This window comes from Micromonospora desertarenae (assembly GCF_056150265.1).
In genome coordinates this window covers 419,891-438,182 of record NZ_JAXCFQ010000003.1, presented here as the reverse complement: position 1 = coordinate 438,182, position 18,292 = coordinate 419,891, and the positions used below count along the sequence as shown (strand labels likewise).

Below are 18,292 nucleotides of genomic sequence, written 5' to 3'. Positions count from 1 at the left end.
CTGGGCAGGATGACGGGCATGATTGGACAGCTGCGCTCCACGGTGATCGACTGCCCCGACCCGCGGGCCCTGGCCGGCTTCTACTCCGAGTTGCTCGGCCTGCCGCTGATCGAGAGCGACTCCGACGACGACTGGGTGGTGCTCGGCGGGCGGCCCGGGCACCAGCCGCGGCTGGCGTTCCAGAAGGCGCTCAACCTGCGCGCGCCGGCCTGGCCGGATCCGGAGCGGCCCCAGCAGTTCCACCTCGACGTCACGGTCGACGACATCGAGGCCGCCGAGAAGGCGGCGCTCGCGCTGGGCGCGCGGCGGCTGCCGGGCGAGGGCGAGGGCTTCCGGGTCTACGCCGACCCGGCCGGCCACCCGTTCTGCCTCTGCTGGGACTGACCGGGCGCACGCACGTGGCCGGCGGGCGGGGCCGGCGGGTGTGGCGGCGGGCGGGCATGATCGCGGTGTGATCGACTCCTCGCTCCAGCGGGCCGCCGGCTCGCTCTTCGGCCTCGCCTACGGTGACGCGCTGGGCCGGCCGACCGAGTTCCTGACCGTCGCCGAGATCGTCGACCGCTACGGCCCGGGCGGGCCCCGGGAACTCGCCGGCGACCCGGTGCTGGTCACCGACGACACCCAGATGGCGCTGGCGGTCGGTTGGGCGCTGCACGACGCGCCCGCCTTCACGCCGGAGGCGGTCGAGCCGCTGCTGCGGCGGCGCTTCCTGGCCTGGGCGGTCAGCCCCGACAACAACCGGGCCCCGGGCATGACCTGCCTGCGGGCCTGCGCCGAGCTGGACCGGGGGCTGCGCTGGCAGGAGGCGACAGTGGCCGGCTCGAAGGGCTGCGGCGCGAACATGCGGGTCACCCCGGTCGGGCTGCTCGACGTCGACCTGGACACCCTCGCCGGGCTGGCCCAGCTCCAGGCCGGCCTGACCCACGGTCACCCGACCGGCCTCGCGGCCAGCGAGCTGACCGCGTACGCGGTGCGGCTGCTGTGCCAGGGCGCCGCGCTGGCCGAGCTACCGGGGTTGCTGACCGACCGGGTCCGGGAGCAGCGCCGTACCTACCGGGCGGACTGGCTCGGTGACCTGTGGCAGCGGCCGGGCGGCCAGACCCCGGCGGACTTCATCGCCCGGGGCTGGGACGAGTGCCGCTCGGCGCTGGACCGGCTGGCCGCCGCGCTGGCCCGACCCGACGACGGCGGTGACCCGTGCCGGCACACCGGCGAGGGCTGGGTGGCCGAGGAGGCGCTGGCCACCGCGCTGTACTGCGCGATCCGGCACGCCGACGACCCGGTCGGCGCGCTGGCCCGGGGCGCCACCACTGCCGGCGACTCCGACTCGATCGCCGCCCTGGCCGGCGCCTTCGTGGGCGCGGCCGCCGGCATGGCGGCCTGGCCCGCCGACTGGTCCACCCGCATCGAGTACGCCGACCAACTCACCGCCCTCACCGCCCTCCACCACCCCTGACGGGAGCGACGGGGCGGGGTCAGGGGGTGGGGAGGTGGGGGAGGGTGCGCAGGTGGCGCCAGAGGGTGGGGTCGCAGGTGCCGGCCCGGTCCCGGAAGGCCGGCAGCGGCACCCGGATCGGGTCGCCGATGTCGAGGTAGCTGTCGTGGTCGGCGCCCCGGTCCCAGTCCCGGGTGGGGATCCGGACGTGGTCGTCCCGGCCGCTCTTGTCCTGGCTGGTGATCTTCAGCACCTCGGCGGATCGCCCGTCGACCCGGAGCACCAGGCAGGGCCGCACCTTCGAGCCGGTGCCGTCGGCGTAGGGCACGTCGGCCCACCAGATGTCGCCCGGCCGGGGCGCGCCGCCGGGCGTCCGGTCCGCGCCGCGCGGTCGCGGTGCCGCGGTGGACCGACCCGGGGACCGCGGCGGGGCGCCCCGGCCGGGTCGGGTGCCGGGCCGCTCCGGCCCACCCCGCGTACCGCGCCGCCCGCCCGCGCCGGGCGCCCTGCCGGCGCCGCCGCCGTCGCCGCGGCCGGCCGGGGCGCGGCGACTCGGGCGTCGGCGCAGCTCGCCCCAGCCCCAACCCGCCGCGACGGCCAGCACGACCGCCGCCGCCCAGAGCAGCCAGTCGGGCATCCCTACCCCCGTCGCTCGCCGGTTCTCCTCGGACGGCGGTCGTCGGGTCCGCCGTCCGGTGATCCTCGCACGGTGCGGCCGGCGGCACCGGAAACCCGGGGCCGGGCGGGACCGGTGCCGGGCGGCGCGGGCGGATGGGCGCGGCGGGTGGGCGGCGGATTGTCTCACCTTCCGGATACCGTGCGGGGGTAGCGTGATCAGGGAGGTCGCACGAGGTGTCCAAGGACGGCAAGGTGTCCACAGACGGCGACGGGTCCGGGGCGATGTCCGAGGATGCGGTCGCGCAGCAGGTGAGCCCGGCGCAGGAGGCCGCGGCGGGTGGCGAGCCGACCCCGGAGGCCCGGGAGCGGCACGCCACGCTGAGCCAGGAGTTGACCGAGCACCAGTACCGCTACTACGTGCTGGACGCACCCACGATCTCCGACGCCGAGTTCGACCGGCAGCTGCGTGAGCTGGAGGCGCTGGAGGAGCGGTACCCGGCGCTGCGTACCTCCGACTCGCCGACCCAGCGGGTGGGCGGCACCTTCTCCACCGACTTCACCCCGGTCACCCACGCCGAGCGCATGATGTCGCTCGACAACGCGTTCGCCGACGAGGAGCTGGCCGCCTGGGCCGAGCGGGTCGAGCGCGACGCCGGCGGGCCGGTGTCCTACCTCTGCGAGCTCAAGGTCGACGGCCTGGCCATCAACCTGACCTACGAGCGGGGCCGGCTGGTCCGGGCCGCCACCCGGGGCGACGGCCGCACCGGCGAGGACGTCACCGCCAACGTGCGCAGCATCCGGGACGTGCCGGGCCGGCTCACGCCGTCCCCCGAGTTCCCCGACATCCCCGACCTCCTGGAGGTCCGGGGCGAGATCTACTTCCCGGTGGCCGCCTTCGCCGACCTCAACGCGGGCCTGGTCGAGCAGGGCAAGCCACCGTTCGCCAACCCGCGCAACGCGGCCGCCGGCAGCCTCCGGCAGAAGGACCCGCGGATCACCGCGTCCCGGCCGCTGCGCCTGGTGGTGCACGGCATCGGCGCCCGTCGCGGCTTCCAGCCGACCGCCCAGTCCGAGTCCTACGCGGCGCTCAAGGCGTGGGGCCTGCCGACCAGCGACCGGTGGCGGGTGGTGCCCGACCTGGCCGGCGTGGCGGAGTACATCGCCTACTACGCCGAGCACCGGCACGACGTCGAGCACGAGATCGACGGCGTGGTGGTCAAGGTCGACCCGGTCTCCATCCAGGGCCGGCTCGGCTCGACCAGCCGCGCGCCGCGCTGGGCGATCGCCTTCAAGTACCCGCCGGAGGAGGTCAACACCAAGCTGCTCGACATCGACGTCAACGTCGGGCGTACCGGCCGGGTGACCCCGTTCGCGGTGCTGGAGCCGGTGCGGGTGGCCGGCTCCACGGTCGCGCTGGCCACCCTGCACAACGCCCGCGAGGTCGAACGCAAGGGCGTGCTGATCGGCGACACGGTGGTGATCCGCAAGGCCGGCGACGTCATTCCCGAGGTGCTCGGGCCGGTGGTCGACCTGCGGCCCGCCGACGCCCGGCCGTTCGTGATGCCCACCAACTGCCCGGCGTGTGGCACGCCGCTCGCCCCCGCCAAGTCCGGCGACGTCGACATCCGCTGCCCCAACACCCGCAGCTGCCCCGCGCAGCTGCGCGAGCGGGTCTTCCACCTCGCCGGCCGCGGCGCCTTCGACATCGAGGTGCTCGGCTACAAGGGGGCCGCGGCGCTGCTCGACGCGGAGATCATCCAGGACGAGGGCGACCTCTTCCTGCTCGACGCCGACCAGCTGGCCCGGTCGCCGTTCTTCGTCAACAAGGACGGCAGCCTCGGCAGCAACGCGGTCAAGCTGCTCGACAACCTGGCCGTGGCCAAGGAACGCGACCTGTGGCGGGTGCTGGTGGCGCTCTCCATCCGGCACGTCGGCCCCACCGCCGCGCAGGCGCTGGCCCGGCACTTCCGCTCCATGGAGGCGATCGACAAGGCCAGCGAGGAGGAACTCTCCTCGGTCGACGGGGTGGGCCCGACGATCGCCGCCAGCATCCGCGAGTGGTTCGCCGTCGACTGGCACCGCGAGGTGGTCCGCAAGTGGGCCGAGGCCGGCGTACGGATGGCCGAGGAGGCGGTGGACGAGGGCCCGCGCCCGCTGGAGGGGGTCACCGTGGTGGTGACCGGCACCCTGGCCGGCTTCTCGCGGGACCAGGCGGCCGAGGCGATCCAGTCCCGGGGCGGCAAGGTGAGCGGCTCGGTCTCCAAGAAGACCGGTTTCGTGGTGGTGGGCGACAACCCGGGTTCCAAGGCCGACAAGGCGGCCAGCCTCAAGGTGCCGATGCTCGACGAGGACGGCTTCCGGGTGCTCCTCGACGCCGGGCCGGACGCCGCCCGCGAGGTCGCCCGCGTCGAGGGGTGACCGCCGGCCGTCCCGGCAGCCGGCTGGCACCCCGGGCCGGGTGGGGATCTTGCGGGCACCTGGCCGCGTATACCAACTTAATTACGACTACGACCGATTCGTGACTGTCATACCGGGGAACCCGGCACCGAGGGCGTTTCATTGGTGCACGGCGCGTGAACGCGCCACGGCGTCCCGGGAGGTGTGATGGAGACCGCCGATCCGCGCAACTCCGTCCCACCTGGACGCACCGGGCCGTTCTCCGCCTTCGTGGCAGCGGTGCTGGCCGTCGCCGTGCTGGTCTCGGCGCCGTCGTTGGCCGCACTGCCGGAGCAGGTGTCCCGGCTGCCGGCGGCGTTCTGGACGATGGCGGTGCTCGCGGTCGGCTGCGACGCGCGCCCGTTCGTCCCGCCGGGGCGACGGCAGTCCTCCGCGGTCTTCCCGTCGACCTGCTTCACCTTCGCCATCCTGCTCGGCTGGGGGCTCGGTCCGGCGGTCGCGGTGCAGGCGGTGGCGGTGGTGGTCTCCGGGTGGCGGATGGGGCACGCCGCCTGGCGCACCGCGTTCAACGCCGGCCAGTACGCCTGCGCGCTGGCCGCCGCGTACGGCATCACCCGGCTCGGCCCGGACGGCATCTTCGACGGCCACCGGCTGCACTGGGCCGACGTGGCGGCCGTCGCCGGCGCCACGGTGGCCTGGTTCGCGGTCAACTACGGCCTGGTCAGCGCGGCCGTACGGCTGCGGTTCGGCGACCGCTGGTGGCCGTCGGCCCGGCAGGGCCTGCCGTTCGAGCTGCTCTCCACCGGCTCATTGCTGCTGCTGGCGCCCGTGCTGGTGGCGGCGGCGCGGGCCAGCGCGGCGCTGATCCCGCTGGTGCTGGTGCCGCTCTTCGCCGTGTACCGGATGGCCCGGCTCACCGTCGAGCAGCAGCAGGTGGCCTCGCTCGACCCGCTCACCGGGCTGCCCAACCGCAAGGCCCTGCTGGCCGAGGTCGGCGAGCAGGTGCACCTGCACGCCGAGCGGGCGGCGCGCGGCGAGCCGGACGCGCACCTGGCGCTGCTCCTGATCGACCTGGACCGGTTCAAGAACGTCAACGACGCCCTCGGCCACGCGGTGGGCGACCGGCTGCTGGTCGAGGTGAGCGCCCGGCTGACCGCGGTGGTCGACGAGCCGGACATGGTGGCGCGGCTCGGCGGCGACGAGTTCGCCATCGTGATGACCGGGCTCACCGACGCCGGGCAGGCGCGCGAGATGGCCGACCGGGTGGTGCGGGTGCTCGCCGAGCCGGTGTCGCTGGACGGGCTGCCGCTGGACGTCGGCGGGTCGATCGGCATCGCCCTCTTCCCCGAGCACGGCGAGGACTTCGCCACCCTGATGCGCCACGCCGACGTCGCGATGTACGACGCGAAGCACCGCAACGACACCGTCGCGGTCTACGCCGCCGAGTCCGACCACAACTCCGCCGAGCGGCTCGGGCTCCTCGCCGACCTGCGCCGGGTGCTGGAATCCGGCCCGTCCACCGGCGGCCCGGCCAGCGGCGGCCCGGCCAGCGGCGGCCCGGCTGGGGCCGGGCTGGGTGCCGAGCCGCCCGTCGGGCCGAGCGGGGCCCGCGGTGGCGACGGCGCCACCCTGCCCGCGCCGTCCCTGCCCGCCGCGGAGGCGGTGCGCAACGGCGCCCCGACCACGCGGCCCGGCGGGGAGCCGGCGCCGAACGGTGCGGCGTACGCCCGCTCGCGCGGGGACGCGGCGCCGGGTGGCACGGAAGCGGCCGGGCCGGGCGGGGAGTCGGTGTGGCGCGGTGCCCCGACCGCCCTGCCCGGCGGCGCGGCGGCGACCAGGCCGGGCGAAGAGGCGGTGCCGAACGGTGCGGCGACTGCCCCGCCGGGCGGGGCGGCGGTGCCGGGCGGCGCGGGGGCGACCAGCGGCGGGCGGCGCTCGCGCCGGTCGGCGGACGGCCGTCCTGATCGCCGGTGGTGGGCCCGGCGCCGGCAGCGACCCGACCCGGCCCACCAGGACGACGAGCTGATCGCCCGGATCCTCACCGGCGCCGACCCGATCCGGCGGCGGGCGTCCACCACCCCCACCGTGGACCGGCGGCGCGCGGCGGACCGCGAGCGACCGCGACCGGCGGGCGAACCGGCGGCAGTTGTCCCGGCCGAGCCGGCTGGTCTCGCCGCCGACGAGGCGCGGCCCGGTGACGGGGCGTCGCTGCCCGGCCGGGACGCCGACGCCCCGCCGGCGGCCCCGCCCGTCGCGCCGGCCCCGGAAGCCGGCGAGATCACCATGTACTACCAGCCGCAGATCGCCATCGCGACCGGCGAGGTGGTCGGCGTCGAGGCGCTGCTGCGCTGGCGACACCCACGGCGGGGCATGGTCGACCCGGAGGAGCTGATCCGGGTCGCCGAGCAGAGCGCGGTGATGCGCCTGCTCACCCGCCGGGTGGTCGACGACGTGGTGGAGCAGCTCGCGAAGTGGTCGGCCGCCGGCATCGGGCTGCGGGCGGCGGTGAACGTCAGCGTCCGGGACCTGCACACCGGGGAGATCGCCGACCAGATCGCCGACCGGCTCGCCCGGTACGGCGTACCGCCGCAGCGGCTGCAACTGGAGATCACCGAAGGTGCCCTGATGGCCGACCCGCGCCGGGTGCTGGCCACCATCGCCCGGCTGCACCGGATCGGGGTAGGCATCGCGCTGGACGACTTCGGCACCGGCTACTCGTCGCTGCAACACCTGCGCCGGCTGCCGCTGTCGGAGGTGAAGGTCGACCGCTCGTTCGTCCTCGGGATGGCCGAGGACGCCGACGACGCGGCGATCGTCCGCTCGATGATCGAGCTGGCCGGGGCGCTCGGGCTGCGGGTGGTCGCCGAGGGCGTGGAGGACGAGCGGACCTGGCGGATGCTGCACGCGGCCGGCTGCGACGCCGCGCAGGGCTGGTTCTACGCCCGCCCGATGCCGGCCGAGGAGCTGGTCGGCTGGCTGGCCCGCTACCGGCCGGTCCGGCCGGTCGGCGGCCCGGACAACGACCTGCCGCGCCGGTCGCCCCGCTGACCGGCCCGCCCCCTCCCGGCGCGGGGAGGGGGTGTCGGGGGCGGGACGCCGGAGCGGAACAATAGACTCGCTCCGGTCACCGCGCGTCACGCTCCACGCCGCGTGGTCGGCACACCGCCCGGAGGAAGCAGCACAGTCACGAAGGGGGCACTGATGGCCGCCATCTCCCGCGAGGAGGTCGCGCACCTGGCGCGACTGTCGCGGCTCGCCGTCACGGAGGAGGAGCTGGACACCTTCGCCGGCCAGCTCGACGTGATCCTCCAGGCGGTCGCCCAGGTCGGCGAGGTCGCCGCCGCGGACATCCCGCCGACCTCGCACTCGGTGCCGCTGACCAACGTCCTGCGTGAGGACGTGGTGACGCCGTGCCTGACCCCGGAGGAGGCGCTGTCGGGCGCGCCCGACGCGGAGGAGCAGCGGTTCCGCGTACCGCGGATCCTGGACGAGGATGTGGCGTCATGACCGACCTGACCAAGCTGACCGCGTCGGAGATCGCCGGCCTGGTGGCCGCGGGCGAGACCTCCGCCGTCGAGGTCACCCAGGCGCACCTGGACCGGATCGCGGCGGTCGACGACCGGGTGCACGCCTTCCTGCACGTCGACTCCGAGGGCGCGCTGGCCGCCGCCCGCGCGGTGGACGAGCGGCGGGCCGCCGGTGAGCGGCTCGGCCCGCTGGCCGGGGTGCCGGTCGCGGTCAAGGACGTGCTCACCACCAAGGGCGTGCCGACCACCGTCGGGTCGAAGATCCTTCAGGGCTGGCGCCCGCCGTACGACTCGACGATCGTGCGGCGGCTGCGCGAGGCCGGCACGGTGATGCTCGGCAAGACCAACATGGACGAGTTCGCGATGGGCTCCTCCACGGAGTACTCCGCGTACGGCCCGACCCACAACCCCTGGGACCTGAGCCGGATCCCGGGCGGCTCCGGCGGCGGCAGTGCCGCGGCGCTGGCCGCGTACGAGGCGCCGCTGGCGATCGGCTCGGACACCGGCGGCTCGATCCGCCAGCCCGGCGCGGTCACCGGCACCGTCGGCGCCAAGCCGACCTACGGCGGCACGTCCCGCTACGGCCTGGTGGCGTTCTCCTCCTCGCTGGACACCCCCGGCCCGTGCGCCCGTACCGTGCTGGACGCGGCGCTGCTGCACGAGGTGATCGGCGGGCACGACCCGGCCGACTCCACCTCCATCCCGCAGCCGGTGCCGGACGTGGTGGCCGCGGCGAAGCGCGGCGCGACCGGCGACCTGACCGGGGTGAAGCTCGGCATCGTCACCGAGTTCACCGGCGAGGGCGCCGAGCCGGGCGTGATGGCCGCGTTCCGCGAGTCGGTCGACACGCTCACCAAGCTGGGCGCCGAGATCGTCGAGGTGTCCTGCCCGAACTTCAAGTACGCCCTGCCGGCGTACTACCTGATCGCGCCGAGTGAGTGCTCCTCCAACCTGGCCCGGTTCGACGGCGTCCGGTTCGGCCTGCGGGTCGGCGACGACGGCAACCGGTCGCTGGAGGAGGTCATGTCGCTGACCCGGGAGGCCGGCTTCGGGCCCGAGGTCAAGCGCCGCATCATGATCGGCACGTACGCGCTGTCGTCGGGCTACTACGACGCCTACTACGGGCAGGCGCAGAAGGTCCGCACCCTGATCACGCGCGACTTCACCGCCGCGTTCGAGCAGGTGGACGCGCTGATCTCGCCGACCACCCCGTTCGTGGCGTTCCCGATCGGGGCGCGCACCTCCGACCCGTACCAGATGTACCTGGCCGACCTGTTCACCATCCCGACGAACCTGTACGGCGGCCCCGGCATCTCGGTGCCGTGCGGGCTCTCCGAGGGGCTCCCGGTCGGCCTTCAGGTCATGGCCCCGACGATGGCCGACGACCGGATGTACCGGGTCGCGGCCGCGCTGGAGAGCGCCGTCGGCACGTTCACCCCACCGGCACTGTGAGGCAGGAGCACCGATGACGACGACACTGCCCGCGTACGACGAGGTCGTCGCGCGCTACGAACCGGTGATCGGCCTGGAGACCCACGTCGAGCTGGGCACGAACACCAAGATGTTCTGCGGCTGCCCGACCGACTTCGGTGGCGCGCCGAACACCCGGGTCTGCCCGGTCTGCCTGGGCCTGCCCGGCTCGCTGCCGGTGGCGAACAAGGCGGCCATCGAGGCGACCATCCGGATCGGCCTGGCGCTGAACTGCTCCATCGCGCAGTGGTGCCGGTTCGCCCGGAAGAACTACTTCTACCCGGACATGCCGAAGAACTTCCAGATCAGCCAGTACGACGAGCCGCTCTGCGTCGACGGCTACCTGGACGTCGAGGTGAACGGCGAGCTGGTGCGGATCGGCATCGAGCGGGTGCACCTGGAGGAGGACACCGGCAAGACGCTGCACGTCGGCGGCGCCACCGGCCGGATCCACGGCGCGACCGAGTCGCTGGTCGACTACAACCGGGCCGGCATCCCGCTGGTCGAGATCGTCACCAAGCCGGTCGCCGGCACCGGCGCGCTCGCTCCCGAGGTGGCCCGGGCGTACGTCACCGAGCTGCGTGACGTGATCCGCTCGCTGGGCGTGTCCGACGTGCGGATGGAGGAGGGGTCGCTGCGCTGCGACGTCAACACCTCCCTCAACCTGCCCGGGCAGGAGTGGGGCACCCGCACCGAGACCAAGAACGTCAACTCGCTGCGCTCGGTCGAGCGGGCGGTCCGTTCGGAGATGCTGCGGCAGGCGGCCGTCCTCGACGCCGGTGGCCGGATCACCCAGGAGACCCGGCACTTCCACGAGGACACCAGCGACACCACGCCCGGCCGGTCCAAGGAGACCGCGACCGACTACCGGTACTTCCCGGAGCCGGACCTGGTGCCGCTCGCGCCGGACCCGGCCTGGGTCGCCGAGCTGAAGGCCGCCCTGCCGGAGCTGCCCCGGCTGCACCGGCGCCGGCTGCAGGAGCAGTGGGGCCTGTCCGAGGCGGACATGCAGTCGGTGCTCAACGCCGGCGCGGTCGAGCTGATCGAGCAGACAGTGGCCGCCGGCGCCAGCCCGGCCGCCGCCCGCAAGTGGTGGCTGGGCGAGCTGTCCCGGCGGGCCAACGAGACCGGCGTGGAGCTGGCCGACGTCGGGGCCACCCCGGCGCAGGTCGCCGAGCTCCAGGGCCTGGTCGACGCGGGCAAGCTCAACGACAAGCTGGCCCGGGTCGTGCTGGAGGGCGTGGTGGCCGGCGAGGGCTCGCCGACCGAGATCATGACCAACCGCAACCTGGAGGTCGTCTCGGACACCGGCGCGCTCACCGCCGCCGTCGACGAGGCGATCGCCGCCAACCCGGCCATCGCCGAGAAGGTCCGCAGCGGCAAGGTCGCCGCGGCCGGCGCGCTGGTGGGCGCGGTCATGAAGGCCACCGGCGGCCAGGCGGACGCGAAGACGGTCCGCGAGCTGATCCTGGCGCGCCTCGGCGTCCAGGGCTGAACCACCAGCGGACGGCCGCCGCCGGGACCCGGTGGCGGCCCGTCCCGCCCGCAACGCGCGCGACCCGCGCCACCCCTCGGCAGGGCGTCAACGGCGACGCCCGGATGGAGCCACCGTGAACCAACACGACCTCGACGTCCTCGACGAGATCCAGCGGCGGGTGCTCTGGCTCGCCACCCGGATCGTCGACGCGGCCAACCACGACCGGGACACCGGCGACGGGGTGAAGGTGGGCGGGCACCAGGCGTCCAGCGCGTCGCTGGTCACCGCGATGACCGCGCTCTGGTTCGCGCACCTGGACGCCGAGGACCGGGTGGCGGTCAAGCCGCACGCGTCGCCGGTGTTCCACGCCATCCAGTACCTGCTGGGCAACCTGGACCGGTCGTACCTGACGAAGTTGCGGGCCCGGGGCGGCCTCCAGTCCTACCCGTCGCGCACCAAGGACCCGGACGGGGTGGACTTCTCCACTGGCTCGGTCGGGCTCGGCGCGGCGGCACCGCTGTTCGCCGCCGCCACCCGGCGCTACGTCGACGCGCACTTCGGGCCGCGCCCGCGGTCCCGGTTCATCGCGCTGATCGGCGACGCCGAGCTGGACGAGGGGAACATCTGGGAGGCGGTCGCCGACCCGGCCACCACCGGGCTCGGCAACGTCATGTGGCTGGTCGACTTCAACCGGCAGTCGCTGGACCGGGTCGTCCCCGGGGTGCGGATCAACCAGTGGCGCGGGCAGTTCGAGGCGGCCGGCTGGCACGTGGTCGAGGTCAAGTACGGCCGCAAGCTCGCCGAGGCGTACGCCCGCCCGGGCGGCGACGCGCTGCGGTCCTGGATCGACGCGATGCCCAACGAGCAGTACCAGTCGCTGTTCGGGCTGGCCGGCCCCGCGCTGCGCAAGCAGTTCCTCGACGGCGCGCCGGCCGGCATCGCGGAGTTCATCGCCGACATCCCCGACGAGGAGCTGGGGCCGCTGGTCACCGACCTCGGCGGGCACGATCTGGCGGCGCTGCTCGACGCGTACGCCCAGTGCGACGCGGTCACCGACCGGCCCAGCGTGGTGTTCGCGTACACGGTGAAGGGCTGGGGGCTGCCCATCGCCGGCAACCCGCGCAACCACTCGGCGCTGCTCTCCACCGAACAGGTCGACACGCTGCGCGCGGCGCACGGGCTGACCCCGCAGACCGAGTGGGACCGCCTCGACCCGGCGTCGGCGGCCGGCATCCGGGCCGGCGAGCGCCGGGAGACGCTGTCCCGCCCGCCGCGCCGGCGGGCGCTGGGGATCACCGTCCCGGAGACCACCCGGGTACGCGCCAACAAGCCGATCTCCACCCAGGAGGTCTTCGGCCGGGTGCTGGTCGATCTGGCCCGCGACCCCGAGGTCGGGAAGTACCTGGTCACCACCGCGCCGGACGTGGCCACCTCGACCAACCTCGCCGGCTTCATCAACAAGACAGGGGTGTTCGCCCCGACCGAGCAGCGCTCCTGGACCGAGGACCGGATGCTGCGCTGGACCGAGAGCCCCGCGGGGCAGCACATCGAGCTGGGCATCTCGGAGATGAACCTGTTCCTGCTGCTCGGCCAGCTCGGCCTGTCCTGGGACCTGTCCGGCCAGCCGCTGCTGCCGGTCGGCACCGTCTACGACCCGTTCGTGCTGCGCGGCCTGGACGCGTTCCTGTACGGCACGTACTCCGGCTCCCGGTTCGTGGTCGCCGGCACCCCGTCGGGCATCACGCTCGCCCCGGAGGGCGGGGCCCACCAGTCCACCATCACCGCCTCGGTGGGCCTGGAGCTGCCCGGCGTGACCTTCGTCGAGCCCGCGTACGCGACCACCCTGGACTGGTTGCTCTGCGACGCGCTGGGCCAGATCGCCGGCGGGGCGAGTCCGTCGGCCACCGCCGCCCCGGCCGAGGACGGGGCGTACTACTTCCGGCTCAGCACCCGCCCCATCGACCAGGCGCCGTTCGAGGCGGCCCGGGCCCGGCTGGGCGACGCGGTGCTGCGCCGGCAGGCGGTGGCCGGGGCGTACCGGCTGGTGGACGCGCACCAGGCGTACCCGCACCTGGCCGACGCGCCGGTGGTGCAGCTGGCCGCGTCCGGCGCGGTGCTGCCCGAGGTGCTGGCGGCGGCGGCCGAGCTGGCCGAGGAGGGCATCGCCGCGCACGTGGTGGACGTGACCAGCCTGGACCGGCTCTACCGGGCCTGGCAGCGCACCCTGCGCCAGGGCGTGCGCACCGCGACCGTGCCGAGCGTGCCGGGCGCGCTGCGCACCGCCTTCGCCGACCGGGTGCCGGTGGTGACCGTGCACGACGCCGCGTCGCACGCGATGGCCTGGCTCGGCTCGGCGCTCGGCGCCCCGGCGGTGCCGCTCGGGGTGGACGAGTTCGGCCAGTCCGGCAGCGTCGGGGAGCTGTACGAGCTGCACGACCTGCTGCCCGGCAGCATCGTCAACGCCGCCCTGGCCGCCCTAGCCCTGCGCTGAGCCGCCCCGGCGGGTCAGCGGGTCGGGGTGGGGGTGACCGGGACCGGGGCGCCGGCCTTCGGGTTCTCCACGATGTGCCGCTCCAGGTTCACCTGGGCCTGGCCGGTGCCGCCCACGGTGATGTCGTCGTACGCCTGGAGCAGCTTGTCCTTGTCGAAGTAGAGCACGCTCATGGTCAGCGGGGTCGGCTTCTCGCCCTCCAGGCCCCGCAGCCCGGCGCCGCCGGTGGAGCCCTGCACCATGAGCTGGGTCGGCATCTGCCCGGCCACCTCGGGCAGCTTCGACACCTGCCGGTTGTGGGTGTGCCCGGCGAGCACCAGCGGGCAGGTACCGGAGAGCGGGCCCGCCGAGGCCGGGTCGTGCACCAGCGCGATGTTCACCGGTTGCGGTGAGCTGCGCACCGTGGCCGCCAGTTGCTCGCCGGCGCCGATCACCTGGTCGGCGACCTGCCGGGTGAGGCCGCTGCCGGCCGGCGAGGTGTTCTTGTCCGGCGTGAAGCGCGGGTCGCCGATGCCGGCGATGGTGAGCCCGGCGACCGTCGTGGTGCTGTTGTTCAGCACGATCGCGTTCGGCTGGCGGGCCACCGCGGCCGCCGTCCGGCCCGAGTCGTGGTTGCCCCGGATGAAGACGTACGGCTTCTTGAGCAGCCCGATCGAGCCGACGTAGTTGGCCTCCGGCTCGCTGCCCCAGTCGGTGATGTCGCCCGTGTCGATCACCACGTCGATGCCGAACTGCTCGACCACCGTGCGGATCAGCTGCCAGCCGGTCGGGTTGAGGTGCATGTCGGAGACGTGCAGCACCCGGGTGGTGTCCGGCTCGGGCTCGTAGACCGGCAGCGCCGACACCGTGGTGTAGAGCTGGCTGACGTTGCCGACGATGCGCTGGAGCTGCTCGGCGTAGCGGGTGTAGTCGTTGGCGATCCGGCGCGCGTCGCCGACGATCGCCGGGGCGTTGACCAGCAGCCCCTCGTAGCGCGGCTCCTCGATCGACTGCGGGCGCAGGGTGGCCGCGGCGGCGCCGAGGCTGCCGGCGGTGACCAGCAGCGCGAGCGTGCCGGCCCAGGCCGCCCGCCGGGCGTTGCGGAACACCAGCAGGGCCAGCACCAGGGTGACCAGCACGGCCGACGCGACGGTCCGCAGGCCGAGCCGCATCACCCCCTCGCGGACGTCGTCGACCGCGGACTGGCTCGCCCGGTTGATGCTCGCCGGGTCGTCGAGCAGTGCCTCGGTCCGCCCCTGGTCGAGCGCGCCCAGCTCCACTGTCAGGTGGGTCGGCCCGTCGTGGCTGTCGAGCAGCAGCGCGCCCAGCGGCGGGATGTCGACGGTGGTGCTGCCGCTGGTCGCCGGGGCCACCCGCAGGTCGGCGTGGAACGGCCCGATGTCGGTGCTCACCTGACCGCCGGCCAGCACGCCGAGCACCACGCCGACCAGCGTGACCGCCAGCACGGCCAGGGTCACCCCCAGCCGGCGCACCGGCCGGCGCCAGTCGGGCCGGGTGCCCGGGCGCGCTCCGAACGGCACGTCGGGGGCGTGGCCGGTCACCGGAGTCTCCTCGCCTCCGCCGCCGTGCTCCTGGTTCTGCTGCCCATCCATGTGTTCCCGACCTGCCCAGTGAAGGATCTTGACAAACCCGCGGGCGCCGTCAGCTCCGGCCGGCCCCGCCGTCGGCGAAGACCAACCGCAGCAGCCGGTCGTCCTCCGGCGCCGGGTCACCCCGCCCGTCGTGGTTGGAGGTGCTCACCCAGAGCGAGCCGTCCGGGGCGGCCACCACCGCCCGGAGCCGGCCGTACCGGTTGGTCAGCAGCTCCCGCGGCTGGCCGAGGACGGTGCCGGTGTCGGTCAGCTCGACCAGCCAGAGGCGCTTGCCCCGCAGGCACCCGGTGACCAACACCCGGTCGACAGCGGCCATTCCCGAGCAGGACGCGTCCGAGGTCGGCCACTGGACGACCGGGTTGACGAAGCGCTTGTCGTCCTCGCGCCCCTCGACCTGCGGCCACCCGTAGTTGCGGCCCTTGGTGATCTCGTTGATCTCGTCCCAGGTGTTCTGGCCGAACTCGACGGCGTACATCCGCTTGCCGGCGTCCCAGGCCAGGCCCTGCACGTTGCGGTGCCCGACCGACCAGACGGGGGAGTTGGGGTACGGGTTGCCCGGCGCCGGCTTGCCGTCGGCGGTGATCCGCAGGATCTTGCCGCCGAGCCGCTTCGGGTCCTGCGACTGCGGCCGGTCGCCCGCGTCGCCGGTGCTGGCGTAGAGCCGGCCGTCCGGGCCGAAGGCGAGCCCGCCGCCGTTGTGGATGCCGGCCTTGGGGATGCCGGTCAGGATCGGCGTCGGCTCCTCGCCGAGCCGCAGCCGGGCGATCCGGTTGTCCTGCTCGGTGGTGTAGTAGACGAAGACCGACCGGTCCCGGGCGTAGTCGGGGGAGACGGCGATCCCCATCAGGCCGCCCTCGCCGGCGGCGGCCACGTCGGCGATGGTCTGCACAGCGGTGACCTTCAGCCCGTCCGGCCCCGACTCGGGGCCGACCTTGAGGATGCGGGCGGTGTCCCGCTCGGTGACCAGCGCGCCGCCGTCGGGCAGGAACGCGATGCCCCACGGCACCCGCAGCCCCTTGGCCAGCACGGTGGTGACGACCTGCTGGCCCGCGCCGCCGGGGCTGGCGGTGGCCGAGGGGGTCGGGAGGTTGGGCGGCTCGCCGGCCGGGTCGGGCTCCGGCTCGCCGAAGCTGCAGCCGGTCACCGCCAGCAGCAGCGCCGCGCACGGCGCCGCGACGGCCGCCCGGAGGCGGCGGGTGCGGGGGTACGGGGGACGGGCGCTCACCGGCCCAAGGTTAGCCCGCCGGGGCCCCGGAAACCGGCCCGACGGAGCCGACCCGCGGTGCGCGGTCGGGGTGGCCGCCGCCGGGGTGGCCCCGCGCGTTCCGGTTCGGCCGGCCCGAACGGCGTGCGGTCAGCGGGCCCGGACGGCGAGCAGCGCGACGTCGTCCTCCCGGCTGGCGGCCCCGGCCAGCAGCAGGTCGCAGAGTTCGGCCAGCGGCAGGGCGTGGGTGCCGGCCAGCCGGTCGAGCAGCTCCGAGGTGCCGTGGTCGATGGACCGGTCCCGCCGTTCCACCAGGCCGTCGGTGTAGAGCAGCAGGGTGTCGCCCGGGGCGAGGCCGGTGGTCCGGGTGGTCCGGGGCACCGGCCGGGCCAGCCCCAGTAGGGGTTCCGGGGCCCCGGCGAGCGCCCGGACCGTTCCGTCGGCCCGGACCACGAGCGGGGCCGGGTGCCCGGCGTTGCACCAGTTGACCGACCAGCCGCCCGCGCCGTCGCGGTGCAGCCGGAGCAGGATGGCGGTGGCGGCGGAGGGGATGCGCAGCCCCCGGATCACCTCGTCCAGGTGGCTCATCAGCTCGCCGGGGGCGTCCGGCCGGCCGAAGGCGTTGCCCCGGACCAGGTTGCGCAACTGCCCCATGGTGGCCGCCGCCTCGATGTCGTGGCCGGCGACGTCCCCGATGGCCGCGACGAGGTCCCCGTCGGGCTGGACGAACGCGTCGTACCAGTCCCCGCCGACCTCCACCCGGTCGGCCGCCGGCTGGTACCGGGCGGCCAGTTCCAGGCCGCGGGTGGTGGGCAGGTGCGGCAGCATGCTGTGTTGCAGGACGTGGGCGACGTGCCGCTGCTCGCCGTAGATCGAGCTGTTACCGATCGCCAGCCCGGCGCGGCGGCCGATGTCCAGCGCGGTGAGCAGGTCGCCGTCGTCGAAGCTCCGCCGGCCCGGCCCGTTGACCAGGGTGATGGTGCCGAGCACCCGGCCCCGCCCGGTGTCGGTGACCGGCACGGTCAGGTGCGAGGCGAAGCCGACCCGGGCCGCGATCTCCGGCATCTCCGGGCCGACGGTGCCGCGCCGGACGTCGGCGGGACCGCCGGCGCCGCCCAGCACCGGACGGCCGGTGCGCAGCACCGCGCGGGTGATCGACTCCGGGCTGAGCCGGGTGCGCATCAGGTCGGCGAAGCGCGCCACGTCGGCCGCGTGGGCCGGGTCCCGGTGGGTCCCGGTCACCTCGTACGGCGAGCCGTCCGGCCCGACCAGCGTCACCAGGCACCAGTCGGCCAGCAGCGGCACCATGGTCTCGCCGAGCCGGCGCAGCGCGGTGGACACCTCCAGCGTGCCGGCCAGCGTCTCGCTCAGCCCGGCCAGCAGCTCCAGCCGGGCGTGCGCCTCCTCCGCCCGCCGCCGGGCCTGCTCGGCGCCGTCCAGCGCGATCCGCAGCCGCAGCTCCGACGAGCAGGCGGCGGCCAGGTCGGCGAGGGTCCGCAGCTGGTCGGCGGTCCAGGCGCGGGGTCTGCTGTCGATGGCGCAGAGCGCGCCGAGCACCCGGCCGGCCAGGTCGGTCAGCGGCATCCCGGCGTACGCGACCACACCGAGGTCGGGCACCGCCCGGTTGTCGCGCACCCGGGGATCGAGCCGGGCGTCCGGGAGCACCATCGGCGCCGGGATGTCCACCACCTGCTGGCAGAACGAGTGGCTCAGCGGCGTCTCGCGCAGCGCGGCCCACGGCTCCGGCAGGCCGACCGCTCCGGGGAAGAACTGCCGGTCGGCGGAGACCAGCGAGACCAGCGCCACCGGCACGTCGAGCAGGTCACCGACCAGCCGGGCGAACCGGTCGAACGCCTCGTCCGGCGCGGGCCCCAGGCCGGTCTCGTCCAGCGACCGCAGCCGGCCCGGGTCGGCCAGCCCCGTGCTCGGCACGGAAGGCGGAGTGCGCTGTCCACGGGGGCCGTCGGTCATCGTGCACCTGTCTGGCGAGGGGCGGAGGGAGGCCGGCGGCACTCCGGCCACCCGTATACCCCGGCGAATCGGCGGCGACTCGTGCCGCCGGGGCGGTCGCGGTCGTCGGC

The 18,292-nt window shown here is 75.0% G+C and carries 12 protein-coding genes; 8 read left to right on the top strand and 4 right to left on the bottom strand.

Going from position 1 to position 18,292, the window contains the following annotated elements:
- The first annotated feature begins 18 nt into the window (after positions 1–18).
- Positions 19–384: a VOC family protein gene (locus tag SM577_RS07945; RefSeq protein ID WP_302917840.1), complete on the top strand. Its 366-nt coding sequence runs from the start codon at positions 19–21 to the stop codon at positions 382–384.
- Between the two features lie 67 nt (positions 385–451).
- Positions 452–1,456: an ADP-ribosylglycohydrolase family protein gene (locus tag SM577_RS07940; protein WP_474580573.1), complete on the top strand. Its 1,005-nt coding sequence runs from the start codon at positions 452–454 to the stop codon at positions 1,454–1,456.
- Between the two features lie 19 nt (positions 1,457–1,475).
- Here the strand turns inward: SM577_RS07940 and SM577_RS07935 are convergent, their stop codons facing one another.
- Entirely contained in the window at positions 1,476–2,072 is a 597-nt protein-coding gene (locus SM577_RS07935) for a type II toxin-antitoxin system PemK/MazF family toxin (RefSeq protein WP_474586574.1), read from the bottom strand.
- A gap of 263 nt (positions 2,073–2,335) precedes the next feature.
- Here SM577_RS07935 and ligA point away from each other — a divergent pair, with 263 nt between their 5' ends.
- From ligA to SM577_RS07905, 6 genes are all read left to right on the top strand, one after another.
- Entirely contained in the window at positions 2,336–4,471 is a 2,136-nt protein-coding gene (ligA, locus tag SM577_RS07930) for an NAD-dependent DNA ligase LigA (RefSeq protein ID WP_474586643.1), read from the top strand.
- 186 nt (positions 4,472–4,657) lie between these two features.
- Complete coding sequence (locus SM577_RS07925) at positions 4,658–7,498, top strand: EAL domain-containing protein (protein ID WP_474586573.1); 2,841 nt, start codon at positions 4,658–4,660, stop codon at positions 7,496–7,498.
- 153 nt (positions 7,499–7,651) lie between these two features.
- Positions 7,652–7,957 carry an Asp-tRNA(Asn)/Glu-tRNA(Gln) amidotransferase subunit GatC gene (gene gatC, locus SM577_RS07920; protein WP_088995614.1) on the top strand — a complete coding sequence of 102 codons (306 nt, stop codon included), beginning with the start codon at positions 7,652–7,654 and terminating at the stop codon, positions 7,955–7,957.
- Positions 7,954–9,429 carry an Asp-tRNA(Asn)/Glu-tRNA(Gln) amidotransferase subunit GatA gene (gene gatA / locus SM577_RS07915; protein ID WP_302917836.1) on the top strand — a complete coding sequence of 492 codons (1,476 nt, stop codon included), beginning with the start codon at positions 7,954–7,956 and terminating at the stop codon, positions 9,427–9,429. Before gatC ends, gatA begins: the two co-directional genes overlap by 4 nt.
- A 13-nt stretch (positions 9,430–9,442) precedes the next feature.
- Complete coding sequence (gene gatB, locus SM577_RS07910) at positions 9,443–10,942, top strand: Asp-tRNA(Asn)/Glu-tRNA(Gln) amidotransferase subunit GatB (protein WP_474586572.1); 1,500 nt, start codon at positions 9,443–9,445, stop codon at positions 10,940–10,942.
- Between the two features lie 115 nt (positions 10,943–11,057).
- A complete protein-coding gene (locus SM577_RS07905; protein WP_302917834.1) occupies positions 11,058–13,415 on the top strand; it encodes a transketolase-like TK C-terminal-containing protein in 2,358 nt (785 codons plus the stop codon).
- 14 nt (positions 13,416–13,429) lie between these two features.
- Here SM577_RS07905 and SM577_RS07900 read toward each other — a convergent pair whose 3' ends face one another.
- The 3 genes from SM577_RS07900 to SM577_RS07890 all read right to left on the bottom strand — a co-directional run bounded on the left by SM577_RS07900 (position 13,430) and on the right by SM577_RS07890 (position 18,182).
- The gene (locus tag SM577_RS07900; protein ID WP_474586571.1) at positions 13,430–15,007 is read right to left on the bottom strand and encodes a metallophosphoesterase; all 1,578 of its coding nucleotides are present in this window, start codon (positions 15,005–15,007) and stop codon (positions 13,430–13,432) included.
- A 49-nt stretch (positions 15,008–15,056) separates the two neighbouring features.
- The gene (locus tag SM577_RS07895) at positions 15,057–16,232 is read right to left on the bottom strand and encodes a PQQ-dependent sugar dehydrogenase (protein WP_302917832.1); all 1,176 of its coding nucleotides are present in this window, start codon (positions 16,230–16,232) and stop codon (positions 15,057–15,059) included.
- Between the two features lie 129 nt (positions 16,233–16,361).
- The gene (locus SM577_RS07890) at positions 16,362–18,182 is read right to left on the bottom strand and encodes a SpoIIE family protein phosphatase (RefSeq protein ID WP_474586570.1); all 1,821 of its coding nucleotides are present in this window, start codon (positions 18,180–18,182) and stop codon (positions 16,362–16,364) included.
- Positions 18,183–18,292: the final 110 nt, after the last annotated feature.

What these genes read in the sequence shown, in the direction of transcription:
- SM577_RS07945 (WP_302917840.1), top strand. Translation starts at nt 19, where the DNA reads ATGATTGGACAGCTGCGCTCCACGGTGATCGACTGCCCCGACCCGCGG.
- SM577_RS07935 (WP_474586574.1), bottom strand. Translation starts at nt 2,072, where the DNA reads ATGCCCGACTGGCTGCTCTGGGCGGCGGCGGTCGTGCTGGCCGTCGCG.
- ligA (WP_474586643.1), top strand. Translation starts at nt 2,336, where the DNA reads ATGTCCGAGGATGCGGTCGCGCAGCAGGTGAGCCCGGCGCAGGAGGCC.
- SM577_RS07925 (WP_474586573.1), top strand. Translation starts at nt 4,658, where the DNA reads ATGGAGACCGCCGATCCGCGCAACTCCGTCCCACCTGGACGCACCGGG.
- gatC (WP_088995614.1), top strand. Translation starts at nt 7,652, where the DNA reads ATGGCCGCCATCTCCCGCGAGGAGGTCGCGCACCTGGCGCGACTGTCG.
- gatA (WP_302917836.1), top strand. Translation starts at nt 7,954, where the DNA reads ATGACCGACCTGACCAAGCTGACCGCGTCGGAGATCGCCGGCCTGGTG.
- gatB (WP_474586572.1), top strand. Translation starts at nt 9,443, where the DNA reads ATGACGACGACACTGCCCGCGTACGACGAGGTCGTCGCGCGCTACGAA.
- SM577_RS07900 (WP_474586571.1), bottom strand. Translation starts at nt 15,007, where the DNA reads ATGGATGGGCAGCAGAACCAGGAGCACGGCGGCGGAGGCGAGGAGACT.
- SM577_RS07890 (WP_474586570.1), bottom strand. Translation starts at nt 18,182, where the DNA reads ATGACCGACGGCCCCCGTGGACAGCGCACTCCGCCTTCCGTGCCGAGC.